This is a genomic window from Halomonas sp. KO116, from assembly GCF_000734975.2.
GTDB classification, from domain to species: Bacteria; Pseudomonadota; Gammaproteobacteria; order Pseudomonadales; family Halomonadaceae; genus Vreelandella; species Vreelandella glaciei.
Genome location: NZ_CP011052.1, coordinates 1,860,536 through 1,878,447, shown reverse-complemented (window position 1 = coordinate 1,878,447; position 17,912 = coordinate 1,860,536). Strand labels below are relative to the sequence as shown.

Genomic DNA, 17,912 nt, shown 5'->3' with positions numbered 1-17,912 from the left:
GGCGTTTGAATTTAGCCTAAAAACACACTAGAACTTTGGTCGCCCAACCAATATCCCCCTGGTGCAAATAATAAAAAACTCGTCAACCAAAAGCCGACGAGCCGTTTTATTTCTCTTTTTCTTTTACCTACTTACCACCGTCTTACTGCATGCGAATGCCGCCATCTAAACGGATCAACTCACCGTTGAGCATGGGATTGGTAATAATCTGCTCGGCTAATTGCGCAAACTCATCTGGCTTACCTAGACGCTTAGGAAATGGCACCGCTGCCGCTAGCGCCTGGGCGGCCTCGTCGGGAATTTCGCTCATCATCGGCGTTTCAAATACGCCAGGGGCGATGGCCATCACCCGAATAGCATGACGCGACAATTCCCGCGCCGCTGGCAAGCTCATACCCACAACACCCGCTTTAGAGGCACTATAAGCGCACTGCCCTACCTGCCCATCAAAAGCAGCAATGGAAGCGGTATTAATGATCACCCCGCGCTCGCCACTCTCATTAGGCGCATTTTTAGCCATTGCGGCAGCCGCAAGGCGCATGACGTTAAAAGTGCCGACCAGATTGATATTGACCGTTTTCATATAGCTTTCTAAATCAGTTGGGTTGCCTTCGCGATCAACCAGCTTGGCTACGCTCACCACCCCCGCGCAGTGAACCACGCCGGAGAGTCCACGCTCGCCACCCAGCGCTACCGCCGCATCTACGGCCTGCTGCATCTGTTCGCCTGAAGTAATGTCCGCCAGAATGGCGCGAGCGTTTGCCCCTAACTGCTGGGCATGGGTATTTACGCTGCTATTTAGGTCGCACAACACGACGCGAGCACCTCCAGCGACTAAGCGCTCCGCGGTAGCCGCCCCCAACCCCGAAGCGGCCCCGGTAATTAAAAATGTCCTCTCCTTAACCTGCATCTCCGCATTCCCTATGTTTGTTATGAATGGCAGCCACATATTAGTCGATGGGTTTATTCGCTAGCTTTGGATTCTTCTACCGCCTGGGCACGTAATTTAAAGCGCTGAATTTTGCCGCTAGGGGTTTTGGGTAACTCATCGACAAACTCAATAATGCGTGGAAAAGCATGGGTCGAAAGTCGCTCGCGCACTCGCTGTTTGATTTCATCAGCAAGCTCGTCACTGGCCTCATAGCCTTCGCGGAGAACGATATACGACTTGATCACCTCGCCGCGGATCTCATCAGGCTGCCCCACAGCCGCTGACTCGGCGACCGCAGGATGCGTCATCACGCTATTCTCTACGTCCGTAGGCCCTACCCGGTAACCCGCCGTGGTAATAATGTCGTCATCACGCCCGGCAAATTGAAAGGTACCGTCTTCATTGCGGATAACCACATCGCCAGTCAGGTAATAGCCTTCCACAAAGGGGTTCTTCTCTTGCCAGGTGTAGCCCTGGAAAAAGTGCGCAGGGGAATTCTTGATATCGACGGCAAGGACACCAGGCTCCCCAGCAGGCAGCTCTTTATACTCCGCGTCCAAAATCGCCAGGCGATAACCTGGCATCGGCACGCCCATTGCGCCCACATGCTTAAGATGGTCAAGGGCATGGTGGTTATTGCACGTCATGCCGGTTTCGGTCTGGCCGTAGTGATCCATGACCGGACAGCCCAGCGACTTCTCCACCCATGTCACCACTTCAGTATTAAGAGGTTCGCCCGCCGAGCTCGCCGCACGTAGCTCTAGCGTTTCATGTGCATCATCAAACAGGCCTGACGCTTTCATTAGCCGATAAGCGGTCGGCGCGGCAGCAAAATTAGTAATGTGATGGCGCTTCATAAACGCCAGCGCCCCCTCGGCGCTAAACCCTGCTTCGCAGAAATGCGTCGTCACGCCAAGCAGTAAAGGCCCGGCAATCGCATAGTAGAGACCATAGGCCCAGCCGGGGTCGGCCATATTCCAGAAGCGGTCATCATCACGCAGGTCAATGGCCAGCTCCATATATATCGCAAAAGCGGTCATCCCTGCCAATGGAACGGCAACGCCTTTCGGTTTGCCCACGGTGCCAGAGGTAAACATTTGCAGAAATGGTGCTTCAGGCGCGAGCCTAGGTGGCTTGTCGCTCATTGACGTATGCGTCAACGCTGCTCGCCAGTCGTGATCATCAGCATGCTCACTGGTCGCCCCACCCACTGCCAGCACCGGTGGACATTGGCTAAGGCCATCGAATTTATAGCGGTTAGCGTGATCCGTAATCACCAATTTGGTGCCAGCACGGCCTAGCCGATAGTCCACCGCATCGGGGCCAAAGGCAGTAAACAGGGGCTGATAAACCGCGCCAATACGCCAAGTGGCGAGCACGGCAATCAATAGTTGTGGTGACCGCGGCAGCATACAAGCAATGCGGTCGCCTATACCCAACCCCTGAGATTGGAACCACCCCGCCAGCTTGGCGCTCTGCTCGTCTAGCTCGGCGTAGGTCAGGGTATGCATATCACCCTGAGAATCCTCTTGAACCAGCGCCAGCAAATCGCCGCGGCCAGCGCGAACATGACGTCCACAGCAGGCCTCAAAGGCGTTTAGCAGGCCGTCCCGGTGATCATCCAGGCGAGCGATAACGCTATCCACGGAAAAGTTATCGAGGTAGTGGTGGTAGTCGGGCAGTGAATGTGATGTCGCTGTCATGATGGCTCTCTTGTGTTATTGGAAATGAGCTCGTAGTGAGAATAGGCGCAAGCAGTGTTGTTATATTTATCCGTTGACGTTAACGTAAGCTTAAAGATAATAGCAACGCTAAAAGTAAACGGCGCAGAGAGCAAGCACTGTTCTAAGTTGTAGCGTTAGACGTTGGTCGAGACCGAGGTCAGGGGAGCATCAAGCTGAGGTAGGCATAATCATGGCAACCAGCTCGTCAGCGAGGTCATCAGGCGAGCGTGGCCCGCTGGGGTCGTACCAGCGCACTGTCCAGTTAAGCGCTCCCAACACAAAGCGCGAGACAAGAAAGCGGTCGCCATGGATCAAGCCAGCCTCCAAAGCATCGTCGATAACAGCGACCCACAGCGCTTCATAAGCATCCCGTAAATGGCTCAAATGAGCACTGGCCGCCGGGTCGAGTCGGCGCCATTCAAACAGTGCCACCACATGGGCATTGCGGTCAGTAAAGAGGGTTTCGAGATGGGCGCGCGCCATGGTGCGTAGGCGTATTTCAGGCTCGGCGGCGCACTCATTCAGCGCTTTTCGCGCAATCACCAAGGCATTTTGCGTGCCTTCTTCAATGACCGCAGCGAGGATTTCCTGCTTATCTTTAAAATGATGAAACAAGCTACCGGACTTAATACCCATTTCCTGCGCCAGCATACGCACCGTTGTGCGATCAAAGCCCTCTTGGACGAATAGCTGAGCAGCGAGGCGCGTCAATTCCTTGCGGCGAGGGGATGCATTAATTACATTCATGTCATTTACACTAGCGCTTGCTTGGTTACTCTGGAGAGAACCACAGCACCGTCTACGGGTCAACGTATCAACCACCACTTGGCATGATAATCACAATAATCCTGAAGGAGATTGGCCATGAGTAACCCCACCGATGTTGTTTTTCTCGCTGCCAAACGCACGCCGATGGGTGGCATGATGGGCAGCCTGGCGAGCATGACGGCGCCACAGCTTGGCGCTGTTGCCATCAAAGCAGCGATTGAAGCGTCAGGCATTGACCCTGCTGCGATCGGCGAGGGCATTATGGGATGTGTACTGCCTGCAGGCGTTAAACAGGGCCCAGCACGTCAGGCAATGCGACAAGCAGGTATTCCCGACGCCAATGGCGCCACGACGATCAATAAGCTGTGCGGCTCGGGCATGAAAGCCACCATGCTTGCCCACGACCTAATCAAGGCAGGCAGCGGCGATATTGTGCTGGCGGGCGGCATGGAGTCTATGTCTAACGCCCCACACGTGCTGACTAAGGCACGCGGTGGCTACCGATTGGGACACGGCGAGCTGAAAGACCATATGTTTTTGGATGGACTGGAAGACGCCGAAACGGGCAAATTAATGGGCGTATTTGCCCAGGATGTGGCTACTCAGCGCGGCTACACGCGCGAGCGCCTGGATGATTTTGCTATTGCCTCCCTTGAGCGTGCCATGGCCGCCACCAACTCTGGCCACCTAAGCGCAGAGATGGCACCGGTGATGGTCACCTCTCGTCAGGGCGAAACCCTTGTCGAACACGATGAGCAGCCCTTCCAAGCCAAGCTCGACAAAATCCGCCAGCTGCGACCCGCCTTTGCCAAAGACGGTACGATTACCGCCGCCAACGCCAGCTCAATTTCCGACGGCGCTTCGGCACTTATCTTGGCGAGCCAGGAAGCTGCCGATCAGCAAGGTATTAAGCCGCTAGCGCGTATGCTAGGCCACACAACTCACTCGCGACACCCTAGCGAGTTCACCATTGCCCCGGTGGGTGCGATTGAGAAGCTTATGAAAAAGCTCGATTGGGGCGTGAATGACGTCGATCTATTCGAGATTAACGAAGCCTTTGCGGTGGTCACACTCATGGCCATGGATGACTTGGGCCTCCCCCATGACAAGGTCAATGTGTTTGGCGGCGCCTGCGCCCAAGGCCACCCGATAGGTTCTACCGGCTCACGCATCATCGCCACGCTCATTCATGCGCTGCGCACTAAAGGTGGCAAGCGCGGCATCGCTAGCTTGTGCATTGGCGGTGGAGAGGCGACGGCGGTGGCTGTGGAGCTCATCGACTAACCACTCCTCGTGAGGATCTAATCCCGAGAGGGTAATGCCCTGGCGCTATAGCGACAGGGCATTTTTCCATAGCACAGCAAACAGCCAAGCAAGCCCTAACATAGGTAGAGACCAACGATGAAATTCTGTCCAAATGCCCGGCTGGTGAGCTAAACGCAGGGCAATTAAATTAGCCATTGAACCGATCGCCAAACCAAAGCCACCGACACTGACGCCCCAGGCAAGCGGCTGCCACTCACTCTGCTCCGCAAGTAACAGCGTTGCCGGTACGTTGGAAACAGTCTGTGAAAGCAGCACACCTACGCTGATATCGCCACCAGGCCACTGGCGCATCATGTTAATTGCCTGCTGAACGACACTTAGCTCACCGATAACACTTAAATTGATGAACATTAGTACGAACACTACCAGTAGCAGCCAATCAATACTGAACACCGCTCGCCGGGCCACCAATAACATCACTAGCATTATGCCTACCATCGCTGGCAACACCCAGCCCATGTCCACCGCAATCAAAAAAAGCGGATAGCCGATCAGCGCGGCCCATAGCGGCTTTTGTTGCCGCACCGCTGTTCCAAGAGAAGCTGACTTCAAATGAATTGGCGCTTTTGGAAACGCCACAGGAACAAGCAGCAAGAGCAATAGCATTAGGCCAATACTAAGCGGTAGCATTACCCATAGAAATTCGCCAAAGCGTAGGCCTGAAAGCTGCCATAGATAAAGGTTTTGTGGATTTCCAATCGGGCTCAGCGATGACCCTGCATTTACCGCCAGCGCTTCAAACACAATTAAACGCGCAATAGGCAGCGTCGTCATTCTGGCGAGGCCAAGGGTTAGTGGCACTACAATAAACAGAGCTACGTCATTGGTGACGACGGCAGAAAGCAGGCCTGAAAACAGCACCAAACTAACCGCTAGACGCCTTTCCTCACTAAGATGAGCCAATAACTGGCGCCCCCAGAGCGTTAAATAACCGCTGAGCTCCAACGACCGGCTGAGCAGCATAAGTCCGGTCAATACAGCAAGCGTGCTCCAATGCACCCGCTCAGCCATATCAGACAATGGCTGAGGTTGCAGCCACCACAAAACGACCCAAAGGCCGCTCATCGAGAGCAGCATAGGATCGTGAAGTAAACGCTGAGAGATAAAGACGACGGGCGAGATGAGCCGTTGGATCAATTGCAAAAGATAAGTCGCTCAGAGAAAAACGCATGATAGCGCTGACTACACAGGTGCAGATAGATCCCCTTTAGCAATACGCTGGGAATGACGAGTAATCGAGGTTAAGGAACGCAGCACATTGTTACGCACACCCCAAGCGACCACAGCTACCACTAGCAGCGCTGTCTCCAGCACGGCTATCACCCCCCACAACAGTAACGATGGCACTTGCTCAAAACGCACAAGCGGTGGTTACCTCGCTGGCTTGAGGCATCTAAAAGGTCTCGGCACACGATGCAAATCGTTGGCTGCTTTCATCCAACCGCGATTCCCCTGACAGAAATCCAGGAAACATCGCGCTCCTCAAGCATCATCATCTGTAAACTGAGATTATTAAAGAAAGACCGATAGGGGGCAGCTAATTGATCAACCAGAGCCAGTTGATCTGCATCAAAGTCACTCGCTGCAAATTGAGCAAAGTGCCATGTCACTCAAGGATTTGCGCCATGTCCCGCTCATGGAGCGATGTAAACGCCCCTCGGCCAAAATGGTTAGCGAACAGCACCAATGACGACGACCAGACCACTGAACGCTAATAGCACAAGCGCCCAGCTCACTTTGACGCTAAGTTATTGATCTATTTCATCTCGATCTGCCCCTTTTAGCAGAATTAAGCAGACTTATGCAGGGGTAGCCAAAGATGCAGACGTCGACGAATTTCTAGTAACGCTTGCTCATAAGCATCAGGCTTGCCAATCAGACGGGGGTCGCGAATATCCCAGAACAGCACTTCGCCCGCCTGCCCTTGCCAATCCCGGCAGGCTTGCTGGGCCTTATCACACAGAACAATGACGTAATCGAAAGTCTCGCTCTCGAACTCATCCAGAGACTTACTGCGTAAACCTTCTGTGGGTAGACCCTGCTTGCGGAGCGCCTCCAGCGTTAATGCATGGGGCTCATCCGGTTCAGAGCCAGCACTAAACGACTCAAAACGATCATCTGCCAAATGGCGAAGCAGCGCCTCTCCCATCAGCGAGCGTGCAGAATTAGCATTGCAGAGGAATAACACGCGGCGCTTCGTCATAAATAAACAGCCTCTTATGTAGTTAATGCCTGTCACTTTACGCCGGATTCATGACGGCAATATTGCAAACATACACCAATGCTAGAAATATACGAAAAAACATATATGATGGCACTATGAACTTAACATGCAGTGAAACAGGCAGAACGCAATGACCTCACTCAATGATTTGCCCAATATCGACTCTGGACTCTTTAAAGCGCCTAGCAACGAACAGCTGCGACTACCTCAAGGCGCTGAATACAAACCGAAAATATTGCTCCTGTACGGCTCCCTTCGCGAGCGCTCTTTCAGTCGGCTAGCGGTTGAGGAAGCTGCCCGCCTGCTAAACGCCATGGGCGCAGAAACAAGAATCTTTGCCCCTAGGGGGCTACCGCTACCGGATACTGAAGATACCAGCCACCCCAAAGTCGATGAGCTACGCCAATTGGCTCAATGGTCAGAGGGGATGGTGTGGTGCTCCCCTGAACGTCACGGCGCAATGACCGGCATTATGAAAGCGCAAATAGATTGGATTCCGCTTTCGCTAGGTGGCGTCCGCCCGACACAAGGCAAAACATTGGCAGTGATGCAGGTTTGCGGCGGCTCGCAGTCCTTCAATACGGTCAATCAACTGCGCATTTTAGGCCGCTGGATGCGCATGCTGACGATCCCCAATCAATCGTCCGTACCCAAGGCCTTTATGGAGTTTGATGATAACGACCGGATGAAAGCCTCTCCTTTCTACGACCGTATCGTCGACGTTATGGAAGAGCTGGTGAAATTCACGCTGCTGGTGCGCGAGCGTAGCGAACTGCTCACGGATCGTTATTCGGAGCGTAAAGAGAGCGCGGAAGAAGTCTCCAAACGGGTTAATCAACGCGCCATTTAATCAGGAGCTTCACATGTCAGCACTGCAAGATAACGCATCGCCCTCCACTGCCGAAGGCATGGGAGTCTTTGAACGCTACCTCTCACTATGGGTAGCACTTGCCATTGTGATGGGCATTTTAGTCGGGCAATTTATCCCAGCGGTACCGGAAACGCTCTCACGCTTTGAAGTGGCGCAAGTGTCCATTCCGGTCGCGATACTCATTTGGGCGATGATATTCCCCATGATGGCGCAAATTGATTTTACCTCACTGCTTGGAGTACGGCGCCAGCCTAAAGGTTTGATCATCACCACGTCGGTTAACTGGTTAATCAAGCCTTTCACCATGTTTGCCATCTCCTGGCTATTTTTGATGGTGATTTTTAAACCATTTATTCCCGCTGAGTTAGCCAGTCAGTATCTAGCGGGCGCGATTTTACTCGGCGCCGCGCCATGTACCGCGATGGTGTTTGTATGGAGCTACTTAACCCGCGGCGATGCTGCTTATACGTTGGTACAAGTAGCACTTAATGACCTAATTATGCTGTTCGCCTTTGCCCCCATAGTGGTCTTCCTACTCGGTGTCTCCAATATTCAGGTGCCCTGGGACACCGTGGCTCTATCCGTCGTGCTATATATCGTGATCCCCCTGACGGCAGGTTATATCACCCGGCAAAGCTTGATTAAAAAACGCGGCGCCGAGTGGTACGACAATGTGTTTATGAAGCGCGTTGGCCCCATCACACCGATTGGCTTGATCATTACCCTAGTGCTGCTGTTCGCCTTCCAGGGTGAGGTTATTCTCAATAACCCGCTGCATATCGTATTGATTGCGATACCGCTGATTATTCAAACGTTTTTAATCTTTTTTATTGCCTATGGTTGGGCTAAAGCCTGGCGATTGCCGCATAACATTGCCGCACCGGGGGCAATGATCGGCGCCAGCAACTTCTTTGAACTGGCCGTGGCAGCGGCTATCGCGCTGTTTGGCTTACAGTCGGGCGCTGCGCTGGCGACCGTTGTTGGCGTATTGGTCGAAGTACCGCTGATGCTCGCGCTGGTAAGAATCGCCAATAAAACCCGCCATCATTTTCCGGCAGACGCTCATTAATTGGGAGTAAGCGCTATGGCCCACTATTTGATATTTCTAGGCTCAACTCGTACCAGCACACCGCCCTCCCCAGCTCGCCTTGGCGAGCGGGTGGCAAAGGCCTGCGAGCGCTTGCTTTCATCGTTACCGCATACCACGGCTGAAATTATTGATCCGCTAGCGCTAAACTTAAGCGACCCGTTTAAGCCACATTTTGCTTACGCAAAAGCCGACGTACCGGAAGACTTAGCAGAGCTTGCTGATAAAATCGCCGCTGCCGATGGCTACGTGATGGTCAGCCCGGAATATAACCACTCCATGAGCCCAGCACTTAGCCATTTGCTAAACCACTTCGGCGCATCGCTGTTTGCGTTTAAACCCAGCGCCATCGTGACCTACTCAATGGGCCAGTGGGGTGGCGTGCGTGCTGCAGTCGCCATGCGTGCGTTTCTCTCGGAGCTTGGCTGCCTGCCGGTATCGGCCATGGTACACGTACCCAAAGCCCAGGAAGCACTAAACGAAGACGGGCACTTTGAGCAAGAACAGGCGCGCTGGAAAAGCTACTTTGGCCGTACATTAGGCCAATTAATGTGGTGGGCTGAAGCCGCGGCTAGCTATAAACAGCAGGTAGACCCAACGCGGGTATCGCCCGCCTTTAAAACCGCGCCCTCTCAACGTAATGCGCCCGGTAGTGAAAGCAACTAATCGATCGTGAGGTCACCATGCCCGTCACTATTTACCACAACCCCAACTGCGGTACATCGCGCAACACTCTGGCAATGATCGAAGCGTCTGGAGAAACGCCGGAGGTGATCTATTATTTGCAAACACCGCCCAGCCGAGAACAGCTGGTAGAGCTGTTGGCGATGATGCAGATATCGCCCAGGGAACTACTACGTCAAAAAGGCACGCCTTTTGATGAGCTAAAGCTGGATAACCCTTCCCTTAGCGATGACCAGCTTATCGACGCCATGATGGCCCACCCGATTCTGATTAATCGCCCTATTGTGGTGACCAATAAGGGCACACGTCTGTGCCGCCCTTCCGAGCAGGTATTAGCGCTTTTAGAACAACCGATCAAACACTTCACCAAAGAAGACGGTGACGTAGTGACCTATCCATGAGGAAAAAAGCTGCCTCATCCCAAACCTCATCCTGTATTGAGGAGGCTTGGAACAGCCACCACCAGGCACTGCGCTATTACCTCTTAGCGCTATGCAACAATCGGGACGCCGCCGACGAAATCTTGCAGCGTGTCTATGTAAAAGCACTGACGCATCGCGCCCAGTTTTGCCAACTGGCAGAGCCCAAAGCGTGGCTTTATACGGTTGCCAAACATGAGTGGATTGATGAGTTGCGCCGTTCAACGCCTGATTCACAATCGCTAGATACCGCGACAGCAGCGCCATTACCTTGTCATATTGATACCAACCTCCCCTTAGAGAGTTTGGCTGCCTGTATCACGAAGGCACTGGCTCATTGTACTGACGAAGACGCTGATATTGTTGGGGCCTGCGACCTTAACGGCGTTAAGCAAAGTGACTATGCCCAGCGTCATGGCTTAACGCTCCCTGCGACCAAAGCGCGGCTACTGCGCGCCCGAAAACGTCTTCGCGAAACGTTGGTTGCCCAGTGCGGGATTGTCTTTGATGAACAAGGCCATGTCTGCTGCCACTGGGCAATACCCTTTACCGAATAATTATTTGGCTTTTCCCTGCATCCTTTTCCACATTGCTTCGTCTTCTTTATAGAACCGTTCATATATAAGGAAGGCAGCGATGTTGGAGATCTTTACCTGGCTAGCCAGTTGGCTGGTATACGACCTGGGCGGTTTTGACCCTAACAGCAAGTTAGGCAGCTCACTGCATTTTTTCGTCGAGGACACGAGCAAGATTTTTGCGTTGCTGGTGGTGATGATTTACGCCATTGCCTTGTTACGCGCGTCGCTCAATCTGGAGCGTGTGCGTTATTACATTCAGCAAAAGAACCGTTTCGCAGGCTACGGTTTAGGTGCTGGTTTTGGGGCAATCACACCGTTTTGCTCATGTTCAAGCATTCCGCTGTTTCTCGGGTTCACCAGTGCAGGCATTCCCCTGGGCATTACGATGGCGTTTCTGTTTACCTCGCCGATTATTAATGAAGTTGCCGTGATTATGCTATGGAGCCTGCTAGGCTGGGAATTCACCCTGGTGTACATCGCCATCGGGATGACCGTGGGCATAGGCGGCGGCATACTGCTCGATAGCTTAGGCGCTGAACGCTGGTTAAAAGCGTTTGCAGCTAAAGCCTACCAAAACGCCGCCGAAAGCCCGCAAGCGGATCAGCTCGCTCCTGTACGTCCTTCACTGACGTTAAAAGAGCGCCACGAATTTGCACGCAATGAGCTTTACGAGATTGTCGCGCGGATCTGGAAGTGGATCATTATCGGCGTGGGGCTGGGCGCCGCGCTGCATGGCTTTGTCCCGGATGACTGGTTCAGTGACAACCTGGGCAGCGGCCAATGGTGGAATGTCCCGGTAGCCGTATTAGCGGGCCTACCGCTTTACTCCAACGCAACCGGCGTTATTCCCATCATGGAAAGCTTGATTACCAAAGGGCTACCTGTCGGCACAACGTTAGCTTTCTGCATGAGCACCGTCGCGGCGAGCTTTCCTGAATTTATCATGCTTAAACAGGTCATGCTGTGGCGCTTATTAGCCACGATATTCATCATTCTCCTCATCAACTTTATGTTGGTGGGCTGGCTAATTAACCTGTTATCGCCCTGGTTATTCAGCAGTTTGTAAACCCAAGAGGACACAACATGAAAAAGATCGAAGTATTAGGCACAGGCTGCAAAAAGTGCGCCGTCACCGCGGAGCAAATTACAACTACCGCCAAAGAGCTAGGCATCGAAGTTGAGGTGACTAAAGTCACTGACCCACAAATCATCATGCAGTATCAGGTTATGTCGACCCCGGCGGTCGCGGTCAATGGCAAGCTTGCCCACAGCGGGGGTATTCCAGATCGTAAAAAAATCGAAGCTATACTGAAAGCCTAAAGGCCTCAAGTTCACCTACTGCGCTCTGGCTCCCCGATTACTTCCTGGTAAGCTGGGAGCTCTCTTTTAACAGGCGTCTCAATGCTGGAAATTATCGATGTGTCTGACGCTGCAAAAGTGTTTATCAAGCAACAGGGAGGCGTGGTGACCGTGCGTTTATCACCCCGCCACGGCTGCTGTGGGGGGCTCGCCAACGTTGCCGTCGCCGAGGCGAGTGCCCCCAAAGACCCTTCGCTTTACCAGCGCCATAGTGATGAAGATATAACTCTCTTCATTGCGACAGAGCTTGCCTACCAAGGACTGCGTGTCGACGTTGAAGGGTTCTGGAAGTTGCGCCACCTGTACGTGGATGGCTCATACCCGCGCTCTGGGCACACGAATAAACACTAGCGCTAGACACGCCGCCAGCATCAACCCCGTAGTCAGCCATAGCGCTCCAGCACCATTTTGCTCTATTAATAGGCCAAACAGCAGCGGGGCAAAGGCTTGCGCAGCCCTGGCCGGGGCGATAATCAAACCTTGTCGCTGGCCAAACCCTTTTGTGCCAAACAGCGCCAGCGGCAGCGTGCCGGAGGCAATCGTCATCATGCCATTGCCCGCGCCATGGAGTAGCGCAAACCCCGCGGCGGGCATACCCACTGTAGCTAGCAGTGCCGCACCTAGGGGGGTGGAGCGTTGTGGCCACCCGCGCTGCCACCAATGGGTGCAAATGGCGAAGCAGTGCAAACTCGCCCAGCCGTGCGGCTACTTGCGCAGGCCCTACCAACGCCGCAGCGGCTACGGCCACCGAAAGCGACACGCCGGTTTCCTGCAAAAGCCTGGGCAGATGCGCTGCCATCGCCGTCGACACAAACCAGCCCGCGGCAAACACATAGGCTAATAGCACCATAGCCAAGCGAGGCCGCTCAGGAGATGGGGCAGATATTTCGTCATTTGAGTGGTTTACGCTATCACCGGCTTTAGGCAAACGAGCATTAAGCGGCAGGCCTATCACTATATGCAGAATGGCCCAGGCACCACAGGCGACCCGCCACCCAAATTCATTTTCCAACAAAGCTGTTAGCGGCCAACCAATGGTGCTGGCAAAACCCGCCAGTAGCGTCACACCAGTAATCGAGGAACGAGCGCTGCGACCTAATAGCCGCCCGAGGGTAGCAAAGGCGGCGTCGTATAGCCCCATCGCCATGCCCACACCGGTAATCAGCCAGGCAAGCATTAGGCTTAACACACCTTGGGACAGCGCCATGATCACTAGGCCAAACGCCAGAACAGCGTTGGATGCCATCAGCACGCCTCGCCCACCTTGCTGGTCAATCAAGCGCCCTACGCTGGGGCCAAGCATAGCGGTTAACAGCAAGGCGACAGAAAACGCCGCAAACACCCAGCTTGACGATATTTCCAGCTCGCGGGCCATGGGCACCGCCAGAATAGCGGGCAAGTAGTAACTGGATGCCCAGGCGAGCGTTTGCGCACTGCCTAAGGTGAGCGTTAACCCCAGCCTGGGCGAAGAGCGGATCATGCGACTTGTTTAGGCAACGCGAGCGCCATCAAAGCACTTAAAGCCACTAAGGCAGCCGACACCCACAGGCAGGCGCTCAACCCATAGGCCATATACAGCCAGCCCGACAGTAGCGTGCCTACTAAGCGCCCCATGGCATTGGCCATATAGTAAAAGCCAACATCCATTGAGACGCCGTCGGCGCGAGCGTAATGCACGATCAAATAGCTGTGCCAGCTGGAGTTAATCGCAAACAGCACCCCAAAGGCGAGCAGCCCGACGACCAGCCAGCCCACTTGCGCCAAGGGCAGCATCGCCAACACAATCGCCAGCACCGCCAGCGCCGCGGCCCAACCGGCAGTAAGCGCACGCGCATCGCCTTTGATCAGCCGGGTTAATTTAGGCGCCTGGGTTTGCACGCCGCCGTAGCCAATCACCCACACCGCCAGCAGCCCACCCACTGTCCAGTGTGTCCAGCCGTGCTGGTCGTATAAGAATACCGGCAGGGCCACCACAAACCACACGTCCCGTGCCGAAAAGAGGCAAAAGCGCGCCGCGGAAAGCACGTTAATCGCACGTGATTTTGAGAAGATTTCGGAAAACTTAGGCTTTATTTTTTGGCGTCCTAAATCCGCCTTTAGCCGGAATAGCGAAAGCAGCAACACACCGCCAAGCATCACTGCCATCACCAACACAGCGGCCTGAAAGCCAATCAATGTTAACAGCAGGCCACCGACAAAAAAGCCCAAACCTTTTAGCGCGTTTTTAGAGCCGGTCAGCATCGCCACCCAACGGTAGAGCGAGCTATTGGCGTTGGCACTCTCTTTGGGCACCAGCACCTTAACGGCGCTTTTAGCGCTCATTTTGTTGAGGTCTTTGGCAATCCCCGATAGCGCCTGAGCGGCCATGACCCAGGCCACTGTTAGCAGGCTCGCGGGCACCATTAACATGACCAGCGCCACAATCTGCAAACCCAAGCCCACGTTCATGGTGCGGTTGAGCCCCAGCCTTGCGCCCAGCCAACCACCCACCAAATTGGTCACCACGCCAAAAGCTTCGTAAAACAAAAACAGCATCGCGATGGCTAACGGCGAATAACCCAACTGGTGGAAGTGCATCACCACCAGCATACGAAGCGCGCCGTCGGTGATCGTAAACGCCCAGTAGTTGCCGGTAATCAGCATGTACTGACGCACCTCGAAAGGTAGCGCCCTTACCCGCGTAAGCATTGAATCAGCCACAAACCACCCGCTTACGCCCTACCATCAGGGATAGCTCAGCGGTTCTATTCGCGTAACCCCACTCGTTATCGTACCAAGCGTAGAGTTTTAGCTGCGTGCCATTGACCACCATGGTAGACAGCGCATCAATAATGGAGCTGCGGGGGTCAGTGCGGTAGTCGATCGACACCAACGGGCGCTCTTCATAGCCCAGAATGCCTGCCAGCGGGCCATCTGCTGCGGCTTTCAATGCAGCGTTCACCTCGTCGACGGTAACATCACGCTCAAGTTCAAACACCATATCGGTAAGCGATGCGTTAGCCAACGGGACACGAATCGCGTGGCCATTTAACTTGCCTTCTAGCTCAGGGAATATGGCAGTGATGGCTTTCGCCGATCCCGTTGTGGTGGGAATCAGACTCATGCCACAAGCGCGGGCGCGACGCAGATCTTTATGCGGGGCATCCAGAATCGTTTGAGTATTGGTGATGTCATGCACCGTGGTCATTGCCCCATGACGTATACCGAAGGCTTCCTGAATGACTTTGACCACCGGTGCCAAGCAGTTAGTGGTACAGCTGGCAGCGGTAACGATCGTATGCTGCGATGAGTCAAAGAGATGATCGTTTACTCCCATGACCACATTGAGCACGCTCGCCTCTTTCATAGGCGCACTCACCACTACACGACCAACGCCCTGGTCGAGGTACGCTTGAAGCTTTTCAGTGGTTTTCATTTTACCTGAGCATTCGATGACTACATCGCAGTCAGACCAGTCACTATCGGCAATTGCTTTATTGGCGCTAAAGGCAACGGATTTTCCATCAAAAATAATAGCGTCATCAGTGGCTGTCATGCCCTTCCCTGGAGCCCAATGACCATGTACCGAATCAAATTCCAATAAGTGAGCAAAGGTTGCCGCATCGCCGCCCGGGTCATTAATGCGCACAAGCTCAACGTCACCCGCCGACACGTTTTGCCACAAAATTCTCAGCGTTAAGCGACCAATACGTCCCAATCCATTGATACCAATTCGAAGTGCCATGGTGCCTCCTAGACTCTCTGTTCTATGGGGTCTATTTCCAGGTTTGTGTTTTTAAAGTTGTTCGTTTCTAAAAAGGATATCGCTTATATGCGCATAAACATATATTAATGCATAAAAAAACACACATTAAAAACAGGCCCATCGATTGACGATGGGCCTGCTTGAAAGGCGTTAATTAACCGTAACGACCCGAAATATAGTCTTCGGTTTTTTTCTTAGCGGGGGTTGAGAACATCACTTTGGTGTCGTTGTACTCAATAATTTCACCCAGGTGGAAAAACGCCGTGTAGTCCGCCACCCGCGCGGCCTGCTGCATGTTATGGGTTACGGTGATGATGGTGAACTCTTCCTTTAGCTTATCCATCAAATCTTCGATGGTCGCGGTCGAGATCGGGTCAAGCGCCGACGTTGGTTCGTCCATCAAGATTACATCAGGCTGCACGGCAATAGCGCGGGCGATACATAAGCGCTGCTGTTGACCACCCGATAGTGAGGTACCGGGTTCTTGTAACTTGTCTTTCACTTCTTTCCAAAGGCCAGCACTACGCAACGCTTTTTCAACCAGCTCATCCTGCTCGGCTTTGCGGCTAACCAAATCGTGCATGCGCGGGGCGTAAGCCACATTTTCATAAATCGATTTAGGAAATGGGTTGGGCTTTTGGAAGACCATTCCCACCCGGCGGCGTAGCGCGACTTCATCCATTTTGGCGGCATTGACGTCACGCCCATCCATTTCGACCAATCCTTCGGTGCGCACGCTAGGAATCAGATCGTTCATGCGATTCAGGCAGCGTAAGAAGGTCGACTTACCACACCCAGAAGGGCCAATTAGCGCCGTCACATTTTTCTGAAACAGATCAATATTAAGGTTATTCAACGCTTGGTTTTTGCCATACCACAGATTCAAATCACGAACTCGGATGCTCAAATCGTGGCAGGCCTGATTATTACGCGTGTAAGGCTGCCCAACCGCAGGTGCATGCTGGTCGTTCATTACAGGTGCTTGGCTATTCATAGCAATGTCCTCTATAACGCACTGGCCTACCAGCGGCGCTCAAATTTCTTACGTAGCACAACGGCAAAAGCGTTGAGTGAGATGAGTATGGTGAGTAGCACCAAAATACCACCGGCTGTTTTTTCTACAAACGCCTGTTCAGGCTCGCCTGACCAAGTAAATATTTGCGCGGGCATAACGGTGGCCGCGTTGGTAAACGAAGCGCCAACATCGGGGATAAACGCCACCATGCCGACAATAATCAGCGGTGCTGTTTCACCCATCGCCTGAGCAAGGCCGATAATGGAGCCTGTCATAATGCCCGGCATTGCCAACGGCAGAACGTGGTCGCGTACCACTTGCCAGCGCGAACAGCCCACCCCAAAGGCGGCATGGCGTATGGAGTCCGGCACGCTACGTAATGCGGTTCGCGTTGAGATAATGATCACCGGCAACGTCATCAGCGCTAGCGTCATACCACCGGCCAACGGCGATGAACGTGGCACACCGAAGAAGTTGATAAAGATCGCCAAACCTAACAAGCCGAACAAGATCGAAGGGATGGCGGCCAGGTTATTGATATTAATTTCAATCGCCTGGGTAAAACGGTTATCCGGCGCAAACTCTTCCAAATAAACCGCTGTCATTACCCCGATAGGAAATGAGATCGCCAGCGTTACGATCATGGTCATCACGGTGCCGACCACTGCCGATAAAATACCGGCATTCTCGGCGATTTTGGAATCCCCAGAGCCAAAAAAGGTGCTATTGAAGCGAAGATCCACCTGGCCTGCTTCAACACGCTCATCAAGAGCGGCTTGCTCTTCTTCACTCAGGCGATTTCGGTGCCCCTTCAGGTACTGGTCAACTTCACTGTTTGCCAACACCCACTGCGCTTCGCTGGTACCAATCATCCCAGGGTTATTGCGCAACTCCATGGGAATCACTCGCACCGCCGTGCGACTGATTAACGGTAGCAACTCTTGGTCAAACGCCTGCCGTCCATCGGTTTGCGCTTCTTCGGTGTAACTAATCTCGGTCTGGATATACGCCTGCTGAAAGGCTGGCAACCCCTTGCTCAGCATATCGGCAAAAAACAGCACCAGAAACAGGCCTGCCAAGCCCAACGATCCCATTGATATCCATTTAAGGCGGGCAGACTTACGGTGACGCCGCTTAAGCTGCTGGCTGATTTCGTCAAAAGTATGGCTCATCGAAACAGT

20 protein-coding genes are annotated in these 17,912 nt (G+C 53.5%); 9 read left to right on the top strand and 11 right to left on the bottom strand.

The window, feature by feature from the left end; genetic code table 11:
- Window positions 1–142 precede the first annotated feature (142 nt).
- The 3 genes from KO116_RS08660 to KO116_RS08650 form a co-directional block, all read right to left on the bottom strand.
- On the bottom strand, window positions 143–910 hold the full coding sequence (locus KO116_RS08660; protein WP_035563372.1) for an SDR family NAD(P)-dependent oxidoreductase: 768 nt from the start codon (window positions 908–910) through the stop codon (window positions 143–145).
- 53 nt (window positions 911–963) lie between these two features.
- Window positions 964–2,634 carry an AMP-binding protein gene (locus tag KO116_RS08655; protein ID WP_035563369.1) on the bottom strand — a complete coding sequence of 557 codons (1,671 nt, stop codon included), beginning with the start codon at window positions 2,632–2,634 and terminating at the stop codon, window positions 964–966.
- 189 nt (window positions 2,635–2,823) lie between these two features.
- Window positions 2,824–3,402 carry a TetR/AcrR family transcriptional regulator gene (locus tag KO116_RS08650; protein WP_035563366.1) on the bottom strand — a complete coding sequence of 193 codons (579 nt, stop codon included), beginning with the start codon at window positions 3,400–3,402 and terminating at the stop codon, window positions 2,824–2,826.
- A gap of 117 nt (window positions 3,403–3,519) precedes the next feature.
- Here KO116_RS08650 and KO116_RS08645 point away from each other — a divergent pair, with 117 nt between their 5' ends.
- On the top strand, window positions 3,520–4,707 hold the full coding sequence (locus tag KO116_RS08645; protein WP_035563363.1) for an acetyl-CoA C-acyltransferase: 1,188 nt from the start codon (window positions 3,520–3,522) through the stop codon (window positions 4,705–4,707).
- A gap of 45 nt (window positions 4,708–4,752) precedes the next feature.
- On the opposite strand, the gene KO116_RS08640 is transcribed toward KO116_RS08645, so the two are convergent.
- From KO116_RS08640 to KO116_RS08630, 3 genes are all read right to left on the bottom strand, one after another.
- Entirely contained in the window at window positions 4,753–5,892 is a 1,140-nt protein-coding gene (locus KO116_RS08640) for an SLC13 family permease (RefSeq protein ID WP_035563360.1), read from the bottom strand.
- A 39-nt stretch (window positions 5,893–5,931) separates the two neighbouring features.
- Window positions 5,932–6,111 (bottom strand): HAMP domain-containing protein, encoded by a 180-nt coding sequence (locus KO116_RS25460; protein WP_035563357.1) that lies wholly within the window; start codon window positions 6,109–6,111, stop codon window positions 5,932–5,934.
- A gap of 427 nt (window positions 6,112–6,538) precedes the next feature.
- Window positions 6,539–6,952 carry an arsenate reductase ArsC gene (locus KO116_RS08630; RefSeq protein WP_035563354.1) on the bottom strand — a complete coding sequence of 138 codons (414 nt, stop codon included), beginning with the start codon at window positions 6,950–6,952 and terminating at the stop codon, window positions 6,539–6,541.
- 151 nt (window positions 6,953–7,103) lie between these two features.
- Here KO116_RS08630 and arsH point away from each other — a divergent pair, with 151 nt between their 5' ends.
- The 8 genes from arsH to KO116_RS26070 all read left to right on the top strand — a co-directional run bounded on the left by arsH (window position 7,104) and on the right by KO116_RS26070 (window position 12,322).
- Window positions 7,104–7,823 carry an arsenical resistance protein ArsH gene (gene arsH, locus KO116_RS08625; protein ID WP_035563352.1) on the top strand — a complete coding sequence of 240 codons (720 nt, stop codon included), beginning with the start codon at window positions 7,104–7,106 and terminating at the stop codon, window positions 7,821–7,823.
- Window positions 7,824–7,836: 13 nt separating this feature from the next.
- Entirely contained in the window at window positions 7,837–8,913 is a 1,077-nt protein-coding gene (arsB, locus tag KO116_RS08620; protein WP_035563351.1) for an ACR3 family arsenite efflux transporter, read from the top strand.
- A 15-nt stretch (window positions 8,914–8,928) separates the two neighbouring features.
- The gene (locus KO116_RS08615) at window positions 8,929–9,597 is read left to right on the top strand and encodes an NADPH-dependent FMN reductase (RefSeq protein WP_035563350.1); all 669 of its coding nucleotides are present in this window, start codon (window positions 8,929–8,931) and stop codon (window positions 9,595–9,597) included.
- A 17-nt stretch (window positions 9,598–9,614) separates the two neighbouring features.
- Window positions 9,615–10,016 carry an arsenate reductase (glutaredoxin) gene (gene arsC / locus KO116_RS08610; protein ID WP_035563345.1) on the top strand — a complete coding sequence of 134 codons (402 nt, stop codon included), beginning with the start codon at window positions 9,615–9,617 and terminating at the stop codon, window positions 10,014–10,016.
- Entirely contained in the window at window positions 10,013–10,591 is a 579-nt protein-coding gene (locus KO116_RS08605) for an RNA polymerase sigma factor (protein WP_045812106.1), read from the top strand. The genes arsC and KO116_RS08605 overlap by 4 nt, the downstream gene beginning before the upstream one ends.
- Window positions 10,592–10,670: 79 nt before the next feature.
- On the top strand, window positions 10,671–11,678 hold the full coding sequence (locus KO116_RS08600) for a permease (protein ID WP_035563342.1): 1,008 nt from the start codon (window positions 10,671–10,673) through the stop codon (window positions 11,676–11,678).
- Between the two features lie 17 nt (window positions 11,679–11,695).
- A complete protein-coding gene (locus KO116_RS08595; RefSeq protein WP_035563339.1) occupies window positions 11,696–11,932 on the top strand; it encodes a thioredoxin family protein in 237 nt (78 codons plus the stop codon).
- Window positions 11,933–12,013: 81 nt separating this feature from the next.
- On the top strand, window positions 12,014–12,322 hold the full coding sequence (locus KO116_RS26070) for a CC/Se motif family (seleno)protein (protein WP_035563336.1): 309 nt from the start codon (window positions 12,014–12,016) through the stop codon (window positions 12,320–12,322).
- Here the strand turns inward: KO116_RS26070 and KO116_RS08585 are convergent.
- The 5 genes from KO116_RS08585 to pstA form a co-directional block, all read right to left on the bottom strand.
- A complete protein-coding gene (locus KO116_RS08585; protein WP_235272532.1) occupies window positions 12,204–13,451 on the bottom strand; it encodes an MFS transporter in 1,248 nt (415 codons plus the stop codon). The genes KO116_RS26070 and KO116_RS08585 overlap by 119 nt on opposite strands.
- A complete protein-coding gene (arsJ, locus tag KO116_RS08580; RefSeq protein ID WP_035563399.1) occupies window positions 13,448–14,659 on the bottom strand; it encodes an organoarsenical effux MFS transporter ArsJ in 1,212 nt (403 codons plus the stop codon). The genes KO116_RS08585 and arsJ overlap by 4 nt, the downstream gene beginning before the upstream one ends.
- Before the next feature lie 4 nt (window positions 14,660–14,663).
- Window positions 14,664–15,695: an ArsJ-associated glyceraldehyde-3-phosphate dehydrogenase gene (locus KO116_RS08575; RefSeq protein ID WP_035563335.1), complete on the bottom strand. Its 1,032-nt coding sequence runs from the start codon at window positions 15,693–15,695 to the stop codon at window positions 14,664–14,666.
- Window positions 15,696–15,870: 175 nt separating this feature from the next.
- The gene (gene pstB, locus KO116_RS08570; protein WP_035563333.1) at window positions 15,871–16,710 is read right to left on the bottom strand and encodes a phosphate ABC transporter ATP-binding protein PstB; all 840 of its coding nucleotides are present in this window, start codon (window positions 16,708–16,710) and stop codon (window positions 15,871–15,873) included.
- Between the two features lie 26 nt (window positions 16,711–16,736).
- Window positions 16,737–17,903: a phosphate ABC transporter permease PstA gene (gene pstA, locus KO116_RS08565; RefSeq protein ID WP_035563331.1), complete on the bottom strand. Its 1,167-nt coding sequence runs from the start codon at window positions 17,901–17,903 to the stop codon at window positions 16,737–16,739.
- Between the last annotated feature and the right edge of the window lie 9 nt (window positions 17,904–17,912).